Origin of the sequence: Phenylobacterium sp., from assembly GCF_036402295.1 — a bacterium.
Lineage (GTDB): Bacteria > Pseudomonadota > Alphaproteobacteria > Caulobacterales > Caulobacteraceae > Phenylobacterium.
In genome coordinates this window covers 17,143-28,459 of sequence record NZ_DASWTE010000234.1, presented here as the reverse complement: position 1 = coordinate 28,459, position 11,317 = coordinate 17,143, and the positions used below count along the sequence as shown (strand labels likewise).

General features: G+C 69.4%; 11 protein-coding genes. 7 read left to right on the top strand and 4 right to left on the bottom strand.

Features of this window, described 5'->3' with window-relative positions; all coding sequences use genetic code 11:
- The 4 genes from VGD44_RS14505 to VGD44_RS14490 all read left to right on the top strand — a co-directional run.
- A partial coding sequence (locus tag VGD44_RS14505) for a 50S ribosomal protein L19 (protein WP_331088263.1) occupies window positions 1-150 on the top strand: 150 nt, incomplete at its 5' end.
- Between the two features lie 154 nt (window positions 151-304).
- Window positions 305-808 carry a helix-turn-helix domain-containing protein gene (locus VGD44_RS14500; RefSeq protein WP_331088261.1) on the top strand — a complete coding sequence of 168 codons (504 nt, stop codon included), beginning with the start codon at window positions 305-307 and terminating at the stop codon, window positions 806-808.
- Entirely contained in the window at window positions 805-1,395 is a 591-nt protein-coding gene (locus VGD44_RS14495) for a 2-hydroxychromene-2-carboxylate isomerase (protein ID WP_331088259.1), read from the top strand. Before VGD44_RS14500 ends, VGD44_RS14495 begins: the two co-directional genes overlap by 4 nt.
- Window positions 1,392-2,078, top strand: a complete 687-nt coding sequence (locus VGD44_RS14490; RefSeq protein WP_331088258.1) for an SDR family NAD(P)-dependent oxidoreductase — start codon at window positions 1,392-1,394, stop codon at window positions 2,076-2,078. The genes VGD44_RS14495 and VGD44_RS14490 overlap by 4 nt, the downstream gene beginning before the upstream one ends.
- 2 nt (window positions 2,079-2,080) lie before the next feature.
- On the opposite strand, the gene VGD44_RS14485 is transcribed toward VGD44_RS14490, so the two are convergent.
- Together VGD44_RS14485 and VGD44_RS14480 are read right to left on the bottom strand one after the other, a co-directional pair.
- The gene (locus VGD44_RS14485) at window positions 2,081-2,473 is read right to left on the bottom strand and encodes a GFA family protein (RefSeq protein ID WP_331088256.1); all 393 of its coding nucleotides are present in this window, start codon (window positions 2,471-2,473) and stop codon (window positions 2,081-2,083) included.
- Window positions 2,473-3,366 carry a LysR family transcriptional regulator gene (locus VGD44_RS14480; protein ID WP_331088254.1) on the bottom strand — a complete coding sequence of 298 codons (894 nt, stop codon included), beginning with the start codon at window positions 3,364-3,366 and terminating at the stop codon, window positions 2,473-2,475. The genes VGD44_RS14485 and VGD44_RS14480 overlap by 1 nt, the downstream gene beginning before the upstream one ends.
- An 86-nt stretch (window positions 3,367-3,452) precedes the next feature.
- Here VGD44_RS14480 and VGD44_RS14475 point away from each other — a divergent pair, with 86 nt between their 5' ends.
- Both VGD44_RS14475 and VGD44_RS14470 read left to right on the top strand, forming a co-directional pair.
- Window positions 3,453-4,442, top strand: a complete 990-nt coding sequence (locus VGD44_RS14475; RefSeq protein WP_331088252.1) for an NAD-dependent epimerase/dehydratase family protein — start codon at window positions 3,453-3,455, stop codon at window positions 4,440-4,442.
- A gap of 409 nt (window positions 4,443-4,851) precedes the next feature.
- The gene (locus tag VGD44_RS14470) at window positions 4,852-5,760 is read left to right on the top strand and encodes an SDR family oxidoreductase (RefSeq protein ID WP_331088250.1); all 909 of its coding nucleotides are present in this window, start codon (window positions 4,852-4,854) and stop codon (window positions 5,758-5,760) included.
- Here VGD44_RS14470 and VGD44_RS14465 read toward each other — a convergent pair.
- Entirely contained in the window at window positions 5,757-7,922 is a 2,166-nt protein-coding gene (locus VGD44_RS14465) for a malate synthase G (RefSeq protein ID WP_331088248.1), read from the bottom strand. The genes VGD44_RS14470 and VGD44_RS14465 overlap by 4 nt on opposite strands.
- A gap of 126 nt (window positions 7,923-8,048) precedes the next feature.
- Window positions 8,049-9,641: an isocitrate lyase gene (locus tag VGD44_RS14460; RefSeq protein WP_331088246.1), complete on the bottom strand. Its 1,593-nt coding sequence runs from the start codon at window positions 9,639-9,641 to the stop codon at window positions 8,049-8,051.
- Window positions 9,642-9,785: 144 nt separating this feature from the next.
- Between VGD44_RS14460 and VGD44_RS14455 the strand changes: the two genes are divergently transcribed.
- Window positions 9,786-11,201, top strand: a complete 1,416-nt coding sequence (locus VGD44_RS14455; RefSeq protein WP_331088244.1) for a helix-turn-helix domain-containing protein — start codon at window positions 9,786-9,788, stop codon at window positions 11,199-11,201.
- Window positions 11,202-11,317: the final 116 nt, after the last annotated feature.

The following is an 11,317-nucleotide window of genomic DNA, read 5'->3' as shown; positions in this document are numbered from 1 at the left end:
CCGAACATCGAGAGCATCGAAGTGAAGCGCCGCGGCGTCGTCCGTCGCGCCAAGCTGTACTACCTGCGCGACCGCCGCGGTAAGTCGGCACGCATCGCCGAGCGCCAAATGACGGCGGCGGTGAAGGAAGAGCCGGCGTCGGAAGCCTAAGGGCTTCGAGAGCTACGGAATTTCGAACGGCGGCTGGAGCGATCCAGCCGCCGTTTTGCTATCCGGGCGCTGGAAGTGATCGAGCGTGCACTTTTCGGCTTGCGCCACTCTCATATCCGAGTCACTCTCATCATAAGAGTAACTCGGAGCCCACATGAAGTCGAAGTCGTTCGCCGGCATGCGCTGCTCGATCGCGGGGGCCCTGGAGGCCATCGGCGACCGATGGGCGATCCTGGTCCTGCGCGACCTGGCGCTGGGCCTGTCGCGCTACGACGAGCTGCAAGCCAGCTCGGGCATCCCGAACACGACGCTGTCGACGCGGCTGAAGCATCTCGAGGCCCACGGTCTCGTCGAGAAGCGGCCCTACCAGGACAACCCGCCGCGCCACGCCTACGCGCTGACCGAGAAGGGCCGCGACCTCTGGAAGGTGACCACGGCGCTGCGCGAGTGGGGCGACCGCTGGGACGCCACGGGCTACGGCGCGCCCACCGTGGAGGTGGTGGATCGCGACACAGGCCGCGACCTGACCCTGGCGCTGGTCGACCCGCAGACCGGCCGCGCCGTTCCGCGCGAGCGCATCCAGTACCGCCCCGGACCGGGCGCCGATGACCTGGTCAAAGCCCTCCTCGACAAGCTCAACCCCGGAGCAGCCGCATGACCCAGCGCCTGGAGTTCTTCTTCGATTTCGCCAGCCCCTACAGCTACCTCGCCCACAGCCAGTTGGGCGGCCTCGGCGCCGAGGTCGCGGTGCGCCCGATGCGGGTGCTGAAGGTGATGGAGGCGGTGGGCAACCAGCCCACGACCATCCAGTCGGCCGCCAAGGGCCGCTACGCCTTTGCCGACCTCGGCCGCTGGGCCGCGCGGTACGGCGTGCCGATCAACGCTCGCAACATGCGCAAGAACGACAGCGCCGCCTGCGCCCGCGCCGTGCTGGCCGCCGGCCGGCTGGGCAAGGCGCGCGAGGCGACGGCGGCGCTGTTCCACGCCTTCTGGGGCGCCGGCGAGCCGCTGACGACGAACTGGGAAATCCTCGCCGTGCTCGACAAGGCCGGGCTCGACATCAAGGCGCTCGAGCCACTGCTCGACGACCCCTCGGTCGCCACGGAGCTGGACGCCAACACCACCGAAGCCGCCGAGCGCGGCGTGTTCGGCGCGCCGACGATCTTCGTGGGCGAGGACATGTTCTTCGGCAACGACCGCCTCGACTTCGTGCGCGAGCGCCTCAACCAGCCGGTGGCCGCGTGAAGCCGCTGGCCCTCGTCACCGGCGTCGGCCCCGGCACAGGAGCCGCCATCGCCCGCCGCTTCGCCGACGGCGGCTATCGCGTCGCCATGCTGGCCCGCGACGCCGATCGGCTCGCGGCGCTGGAGAAGGAGATCGCCGACTCCATCGCGGTCCCCTGCGACGTCACCGACCCCGCGGCGCTGGCGGCAGCCGTCGAGCGCGTCGGCCAGCCCAAGGTGGTCGTGCACAACGCCGTGGGCGGCGCCTTCGGCAGCTTCCGCGACGTGGAGCCGGCGGTGCTGGAGCGCAACTTCCAGGTCAACGTCATGGCGCTGCTGCACCTCGCGCGGCTGGTGACGCCGGCCATGGAGGCGGCGGGCGAGGGCGCGCTGATCGTCACCGGCAACACCTCGGCCCTGCGCGGCAAGGCCAATTTCGCCGGTTTCGCACCGACCAAGGCCGCCCAGCGGATCCTCGCCGAATCCCTGGCGCGCGACCTGGGCCCGAAGGGCGTCCATGTAGCCTACCTGGTCATCGACGCGGTGATCGACCTGGCCTGGACCCGCCAGCGCTTCCCCCAGGCCCCGGACGACTTCTTCATCGCCCCCGCCGACATCGCGGGCGAGGTCTTCCACCTGGCCCACCAGCCGCGCACCGCGTGGTCGTTCCTGGCCGAGGTGCGGCCGTTCCAGGAGAGTTGGTAGGCTTAGAACCCCTCCGGACGCTGCTCAATCCCGTCGTCCAGGGCCAGCCAGTCCACCTTTTCGCTCGTCCAGATGTGGACGGTGGGCTTCAGTGCGTGGCGGTCATCGCAGGTGGCGACGGCCACGCCGACGCGGGCCGGCGGGTCCTTCGGGCAGGCGAACATCGGCGTGCCGCAGCGGGCGCACGAGCGGCGGTCGATGCGGGGTGAGGTGGGCCAGCTCGTCGTCTCGCCTGTCCAGGCGAGGTCCGCGGCCCGGAAGATCGCCCGCGCGAAGAACGGCGCGCCCGTCCAGCGCTGGCAGAGGCGGCAGTGGCAGGCGCGGACGTTCGCAGGGTCGGCCGAGGCGCGCCACCGCACCTGTCCGCACAGGCAGCCGCCTTCGTAGACCGCCATCAGCCACCCTCCGCCGCGTAGGCCGCGAACTCCTTGGCCAGGTGGTCGAACATCAGCCGCATGCGGGGCGAGCCGCGCAGGGTCTCGTGCATGCAGATCCAGATGGGCAGGTGGAAGCTGAACGCCTCGGGCAGCACCGGGACCAGGCCCTCGCGCCGTGCGATCTGGTCCTGGCAGACGCCGATGCCGACCCCGGCGCGAATCGCCGCCAACTGGGCCACGTCGTTGTCGGTGCGATAGGCGAAGAGGTCGCGGGTGATCGGCCGGCCGATCGAGAGGTCGTTGACCATCTCGGGATAGGTGCGGTCGAAGCCGATCAGGGTGCGCTGTTCCAGCTCGTCGAAGTCCTTCGGCGTCCCGTGGCGCTCGAGGTAGTCGGCCGTGGCGTGGAAGCCCAGCTTCAGGTCGCCCGCCTTCTTCGCCACTAGGCTGTTCTGGGTGGGCCGCGCCATGCGGACGGCCACATCGGCGTCGCGGCGGGTGAGGTCTTCGTTCTTGTTGTTGAGCGCCAGCTCGACGGCGATCCCCGGATGGGCCGTGCGGAAGCGCGACAGCATCGGCGGGATCACCTCGATACCGACGATTTCGCTGACCGCCAGCCGCACGACGCCGCCTTCACCGCTGATCAGGCCGTCGATGTCCCGGGTGGCCGTGCTGGCGGCGGCGGCCATGTCGCTGAGGTGCTGCCGAAAGGCGAGCGCGAGATCGGTGGGTTGGAGGCCCCGGGGGCTGCGCAGGAACAGCGGCGCGCCGAGCTGGCGCTCGAGCTGGTCGATGTGCCGGCCCAGCGTCGGCTGGGTCAGCTTCCGGACCCGCGCGGCGGCCGAGAAGCTGCCGGCCTCCAACACGGCGTGCAGGCTCTGCAGCAGGTCCCAGTCGGGGGTCTCGGCCATGCGCCAGCGAATACCTGTTCTGCGTCCAAAGGCAATTCCGGTCGGGGCGTCCGCGGCGCACTTGGAAGGGCGAAGAGGAGCCTGCCATGACGACGACCCGAACAGCTTTGGTGGTCGGCGCCACCGGCGGCGTCGGCGGCGCGATCGCCGACCGCCTGCTGGCCGACGGCTGGCTCGTCCGCGCGATCAACCGCGATCCGGAGACGGCCGCCAAGCGCTCCGGACGGACCGGCCTGGAGTGGGTGAAGGGCGACGCCATGGTCGAGGCCGACGTCGTGGCCGCCGCGGCGGGCGCCGAGATCGTCGTCCACGGCGCCAACCCACCTGGCTACAACAACTGGGCCGGCCTGCAGCTGCCGATGCTCAACAGCACCATCGCCGCGGCACGGGCCGCGGGCGCACGGATCCTGTTCCCGGGCACGGTCTACAACTACGGGCCCGACGCCTTCCCGCGCATCGACGAGCGCTCGGCCCAGAACCCTCGCTCGCGGAAGGGCGCCATCAGGGTGCGCATGGAGCAGGCTCTGCGCGAGGCCGGCGTCCCCGTCCTTATCCTACGCTGCGGCGACTTCTTCGGCCCGAAGCCCGGCAACAACTGGCTGTCGCAGGGCATCGTCCCGGTGGGTCGGCCGATCACCTCGGTGACCTACCCGGGACCTCTCGAGATCCCGCACACCTGGGCCTACCTGCCCGACGTCGCCCAGACCTTCGTACGCCTGCTGGCGACCGACCTCGGCGCGTTCGAGGTGTTCCAGATGCATGGCCACGAAGTCACCGGCCACCAGCTGGTCGCCGGCCTCGAAGCCGCGGCCGGCCGCAAGCTGAAGGTGGGCCGCCTGCCCTGGCCGGCGCTGGCGCTGGTCGCGCCGTTCAACGAGACGCTCCGGGAGATGCGCGAGATGCGCTACCTCTGGGATGAGCCGGTGCTCCTGGACGACGCGCGGCTGGTCCGCCAGCTGGGCGCCGAGCCCCGCACGCCGCTCGTGGAAGCGCTGCGGATCGCCTTGCAGGGCCAGGGGGCGCTGCCCTCCCTCAATGGGAAGAGGAATCGCTTGGCCTTGGAGTCGAATTGTTAGGTCGAAGCACCTCGCGGTGATCTCCTCCGTCGGAGGAGGGGCGGGGCGGTGGAGAGCTTTTCGGACTGTTTCGGCGAGGTGCCGATCCGCGGGCGCAGAACGCGCGGCATGATCTTCTGGAGCTGATCGTCCGCTCTTACCTGCTCTCTGCCCAGCTCGATGCGCAGCGCATGATCGACGTCGCCCGAACCCACTGGACCATCGAAAACCTGCTCCACTGGGGGCTCGACCTCACCTTCCGTGAGGATCGCGCCCGAAAAGCTCGCTCTCAACATCGCCCGCCACCACCCCGCCAAGGGATCCATGCGCAAGAAGCTCAAGCGCGCCAGCTGGGACGACGCCTTCCTCCTCTCCATTCTGGGCCATATGCGATAGCCCTGCCTTGATGGGGAGGGAGGAGGAGGCTTCGATGACGCTGCAAGGCAAGGTCGCCCTGGTGGCGGGCGCGACACGTGGGGCGGGCCGCGGCATCGCCGTCGAGCTCGGCGCGGCCGCCGCCACCGTCTACGTCACCGGCCGCAGTACGCGGGCCCAGCGCTCGGAATACGACCGGCCCGAGACCATCGAGGAGACCGCCGAGCTGGTGACCGCCGCCGGCGGCAAAGGCGTGGCGATCCCGGCCGACCACCTCGACCCTGCACAGGTGAAGGCGGTCGTCGATCGCATCCGCGCCGAGGCCGGGCGGCTGGACATCCTCGTCAACGACATCTGGGGCGGCGAAGGGAAGTTCGGCTGGAACCAGGCGGTGTGGGAGCACGACCTTGCGATGGGCCTGCACCTGATCGAGCTGGGCGTCCACACCCACCTCATCACGGCGCACCATGCGCTGCCGCTGCTGATCGAGAACCCCGGCGGCCTGCTCGTCGAGGTGACCGACGGGACGAAGGCCTACAACGAGGACCACTACCGGCTGTCGCCGTTCTACGACCTCGTGAAGTCGGCGATCATCCGCATGGCCTGGGCGCACGCGAAGGACCTGGAAAAGCACGGCGCCACGTCGGTGTGCGTGACGCCCGGCTGGCTGCGCTCGGAGATGATGCTGGACGCCTTCAAGGTCACCGAGGCCAACTGGCGCGACGCCACGAAGAAGGTCCCGCACTTCGTCATCTCGGAGAGCCCACGCTTCGTCGGCCGCGCGGTGGCGGCGCTGGCCGCCGACCGCGACCGCGCCCGCTGGAACGGCCAGTCCACCTCCTCGGGCGATCTCGCCAAGGTCTACGGCTTCACCGACGTCGACGGCAGCCGGCCGGACGCCTGGCGTTACATCGTCGAGGTCGACGAGGCCGGGAAACCCGCCGACGCGACGGGCTACCGCTAGGCCGTCTCGGTCGCCCGGGCCGCCTGCGCTTTCCGTTCGCGACGGCGTCTCGTCAGGATGTGTTCGGTGTAGCCGTTGGGCTGCTCGCGGCCCTTGAAGACCAGGTCGAGGGCGGCCTGGTAGGCGACGCTGCCGTCGAGGTCGCCGGTCATCGGCGTGTAGGTGGGGTCGTCGGCGTTCTGGCCGTCCACGACCTTGGCCATGCGGGCCATGGTCTCGCGCACCTGGGCGTCGGAGCAGACGCCGTGGTGCAGCCAGTTGGCGATGTGCTGGCTGGAGATGCGCAGGGTGGCGCGGTCTTCCATCAGGCCCACGTCGTGGATGTCGGGCACCTTGGAGCAGCCGACGCCGTGGTCGATCCAGCGGACCACGTAGCCCAGGATGCCCTGGGCGTTGTTGTCCAGCTCCTGCTGCACGTCGGCCGGGCTCCAATTGGACTTGGCCAGCGGCGGGGTCAAAAGCTCGTCCGTGCCGGTGGTCGTCCCCGCGGCGGCCATCTGCGCCTGCACGGCCGGGACCTCGACCTCGTGGTAGTGCAGCGCGTGCAGCGCCGCGGCGGTGGGCGAGGGCACCCACGCGGTGTTGGCGCCGGCCTTCGGGTGGCCGACCTTGGTCTTCAGCATGTCGGCCATCATGTCGGGCGCAGCCCACATGCCCTTGCCGATCTGGGCCTTGCCCTGGAAGCCGGTCGCCAGGCCGATCTCGACGTTGCGGCGCTCGTAGGCGGGCAGCCACGGCTCGGCCTTGATGGCGTCCTTGCGCGCGACGGGGCCGGCTTCCATGGCGGTGTGGATCTCGTCGCCGGTGCGGTCGAGGAAGCCGGTGTTGATGAACACCACCCGGTCCTTCGCCGCGGCGATGCAGGCCTTGAGGTTGGCGCTGGTGCGGCGCTCCTCGTCCATGATGCCGATCTTGACGGTGTTGCGGGCGAGGCCGAGGGCGTCTTCCACCAGGTCGAACAGGCGCACGGCCAGCGCCACCTCGTCGGGCCCGTGCATCTTGGGCTTCACGACATAGACCGAGCCCGCGGGACTGTTGCGGCGCGCGCCCTTGATGTCGTGCAGGGCGGCGGTGACGGTGATGAGCGCGTCGACGACGGTCTCGAACACCGGCTCGCCGTCGAAGCGGACCATGTCGGTGGTCATGTGGTGGCCGACGTTGCGGACCAGCAGCAGGCTGCGGCCCTTCAGCGTCAGCGGCTTGCCGCTCGAGGTGGCGTAGACGCGGTCCTCGTCCAGCCGGCGCGTCTCGGTCTTGCCACCCTTCTGGAAGGTGGCGGCGAGGTCACCGCGCATCAGACCCAGCCAGTTGCGGTAGACGTTCGTCTTGTCCTCGGCGTCGACGGCGGCGACCGAGTCCTCGCAGTCCTGGATGGCGGTGAGCGCGGCCTCGACCAGCAGGTCGGCGACGCCGGCGGGGTCGTCCTTGCCGACGCTGTGGGTCCGGTCGATCAGGATCTCCACGTGCAGGCCGTTGTGCTTGAGGAGCACGCCTGTGGGCGCGTCGGCGTCGCCGCGCCAGCCTGCGAGCTGGCCTGGCGTGGCGAGGCCCGCGTCCTGGCCGTTCTCGAAGTGGACGACTAGGTCGCCGTTGATCACTGCGTAGCTGACGGCGTCGGCGTGGCTGCGCTGGGTAAGCGGCGCGATCTTGTCCAGGAAGGCGCGGGCGTAGGCGATCACCTTGGCGCCGCGGACCGGATCGTAGCCCTTGCCGCCGGTCGGCGGCTCCAGCGCGTCGGTGCCGTAGAGGGCGTCGTAGAGGCTGCCCCAGCGGGCATTGGCGGCGTTCAGCGCATAACGGCCGTTGGAGACCGGCACGACGAGCTGCGGCCCGGCGACCTTGGCGATCTCGGGGTCGACGTTCCGGGTGCCGATCTTGAAGTCCGCGGGTTCGGGCAGCAGGTAGCCGATGCCCTTCAGGAACTCGGTGTCGGCGGCGACGTCGAAGGCCTGGCCGCGGCGCGCCTTCCAGCGGGCGTCGATCCTCTCCTGCAGCTCGTCGCGGCGGCGCAGCAGGCCCACGTTGGTGGGTGTGAAGTCGGCGAGGATGGTCTCTAGCGACGACCAGAAGGCCTGCGGGCCCACGTCGGTCCCGGGCAGAAGCTCCTTCTCCACGAAGGCTTGCAGCATGTCGTCGACGACGAGGCGGGGCGTGATGTTCATGGGCCTGACCGGGCTCTCAAGGAAACTGGGGAACAGGTCGCATCATCCCGCCGGGACGAAGCGAAAAAAAGGGCGGCCCGAGACATCCCAGGCCGCCCGTCGGACACGTCAGAACCGGCGCGCGGGTTACGCGAACTGGTTCATCGTGTTGTGGACGCCGCCGGCCTTCAGGGCCGCTTCACCGGCGAAGTATTCCTTGTGGTCGTCGCCGATGTCGGACCCCGACATGTTCTGGTGCTTCACGCAGGCGATGCCCTGGCGGATCTCCTCGCGCTGGACCTTCTTGACGTAGCCCAGCATGCCCTGCTCGCCGAAGTACTCCTTGGCCAGGTTGTCGGTGCTGAGCGCGGCCGTGTGGTAGGTCGGCAGGGTGATCAGGTGGTGGAAGATCCCCGAGCGCTTGGCGGCGTCGCGCTGGAAGGTCCGGATCTTCTCGTCGGCTTCGGCGGCCAGCTCGGTGCCGTCGTAGTCGACGCTCATCAGGCCGTCGCGGCTATACGCCGACACGTCCTTGCCGGCCGCCTTCCAGGCGTCGTAGACCTGTTGGCGGAAGTTGAGCGTCCAGTTGAACGACGGGCTGTTGTTGTAGGCCAGTTTGGCGTTCGGGATGACCTCGCGGATGCGGTCGACCATGCCGGCGATCTGCTCGATGTGCGGCTTCTCGGTCTCGATCCACAGCAGGTCGGCGCCGTTCTGCAGCGAGGTGATGCAGTCGAGGACGCAGCGGTCCTCGCCGGTGCCGGCGCGGAACTGGAACAGGTTGGACGGCAGGCGCTTCGGACGCAGCAGCTTGCCGGCGCGGTTGATGATCACGTCGCCGTTCTTCAGGTCGGCCGGCGCGATCTCCTCGCAGTCGAGGAAGCTGTTGTACTGGTCGCCGAGGTCACCCGGTGTGGAGCTGACGGCGATCTGCTTGGTGAGGCCAGCGCCGAGCGAGTCGGTGCGGGCGACGATGATGCCGTTGTCGACGCCCATCTCGAGGAAGGCGTAGCGGAGCGCGCGGATCTTCGCGACGAAGTCCTCGTGCGGGACCGTGACCTTGCCGTCCTGGTGGCCGCACTGCTTCTCGTCGGAGACCTGGTTTTCGATCTGCAGCGCGCAGGCGCCCGCCTCGATCATCTTCTTGGCCAGCAGGTAGGTGGCTTCCGCGTTGCCGAAGCCCGCGTCGATGTCGGCGATGATCGGGACCACGTGGGTCTCGTAGTTGTCGATCGCGTCGACCAGCTTCTGTTCCTTGGCCTTGTCGCCGGCCGCGCGCGCGGCGTCGAGATCGCGGAACAGGCCGCCCAGTTCGCGGGCGTCGGCCTGCTTCAGGAAGGTGTAGATCTCTTCGATCAGCGCCGGGACGCTGGTCTTCTCGTGCATCGACTGGTCCGGCAGCGGGCCGAATTCCGAGCGCAGCGCGGCGACCATCCAGCCCGACAGGTAGATGTAGCGGCGCTTGGTCGTGCCGAAGTGCTTCTTGATCGAGATCAGCTTCTGCTGGGCGACGAAGCCGTGCCAGCAGCCCAGGCTCTGGGTGTAGTTGGCGGGGTCGGCGTCATAGGCCGCCATGTCCTCGCGCATGATGCCGGCGGTGTACTTGGCGATCTCGAGGCCGGTCTTGAACCGGTTCTGCAGCCGCATGCGGGCCACGGACTCGGCGCTGATGCCATCCCACGCGCCGGCCTTGCCCTTGATGAGCTGGCCCATCTCGATGATGTGGTCCTGGTACGCCATTGCCGAAATCCCCAGACAGGAAAGAGAAGTTGCAGGCGGCGTATCCTGCCTTCCGCGGATGGGCGAGAGCCTCCGCGGTGCGGTTGTCAGACTTTACAAGATTTCTCTGTAATGTTGTAAAGGCTTACAGATCAGAGACCTGACATGCCTGCCGAGCGCCGCCTTTACGTCGGCCCCAGCCTGCGCCGCCTCCGGCGCGACCTGGGCCTCACCCAGTCCGACATGGCCTCGGACCTGGAGATATCGCCGTCGTACGTCGCGCTCCTGGAGCGCAACCATCGGCCGCTCAGCGCCGAGCTGCTGCTGCGGCTGGCGCGCACCTACAAGATCGACATGGACGCCCTGGCCGGCGACGCCTCGGCCGACGACATCGCGCGGCTGCAAACGGTGCTGAAGGACCCGATGTTCGCCGACATCGACCTGCCCAGCCTCGAGGCGGCGGACGTCACCACCAACTTCCCGGGCGTCACCGAGGCGCTGCTGCGGCTCTACACGGCCTATCGCGAGGAGCAGCTGGCGCTGGCGGACCGCGGCGTCGAGGTCGAGGCGGGCGCCACGCCGGGCCCCGACGTCTCGGATCCGGTGGCGGAGTCGCGGCGCTTCCTGGAGGCGCGGCGCAACAGCTTCCCCAGCCTGGACGACGCCGCCGAGCGGCTGGCCCAGCAGGTGGCCGCCCACGACAGCTTGGCCGGCTACTTCAAGGCCCGGCACGGCCTGCGCGTCCGCCGCCTGCCGCCCGAGGTGATGGTGGGCTCGACGCGCCGCCTCGACCGCCACCGGCGCGAGGTGCTGCTCTCGGACGAGCTGGACAACGCCAGCCAGACTTTCCAGCTGGCCCTGCAGCTCGCCTACCTGGAGATGGACGACGACGTCGCCGCCATCGTCAGCGGGGGTGGGTTCGCCACCGAAAGCGGCGAGCGGCTGACGCGCCGGGCGCTGGCCAGCTACGCGGCCGCGGCGCTCTTGATGCCCTACACGGCGTTCGCGCGGGCGGTGGAGGCGCGGCGCTACGACATCGAGGCGCTGTCGCGGCAGTTCGGAGCCAGCTTCGAGCAGGTGGCCCACCGGCTCACCACCCTGCAGAAGCCGGGACATGAGCGGGTGCCGTTCTTCTTCATCCGCGTGGACGAGGCGGGCAACATCTCCAAGCGCCTGGACGGGGCCGGCTTCCCGTTCGCACGGCACGGCGGCGGCTGCCCGCTGTGGAACGTGCACCAGGCTTTCCGCACGCCGCGCCAGATCGTCACCCAGTGGCTGGAACTGCCCGACGGCCAGCGCTTCTTCTCCGTCGCCCGTACGGTGACCGCCGGCGGCGGCGGTTACGGCAAGGCCCGGGTGGAGCGGGCCATCGCGCTGGGCTGTGCAGCCGAGCATGCGCCGCGGCTTGTCTACACCGACGGCCACCCCCAGGGACCGGACCAGGCGACCCCCATCGGCGTCACCTGCCGCATCTGCCACCGGACGGAATGCACGGCGCGGTCTGCCCCACCGATCGGCCGCCAGATCCTGCCCGATGACATCCGCCGTACAAGCGCCCCGTTCGGGTTCTCCGATACGTGAAATTCGCCCCGTTCCCCGAATTGGGCAGGGCGGATCTTCGAAAATGCGGCGTTCAGTGACGTTAACGTCACGTCCCCTCTTGGCGCGGCGCCGCTTTCCGAGTCATCTAAACGTTT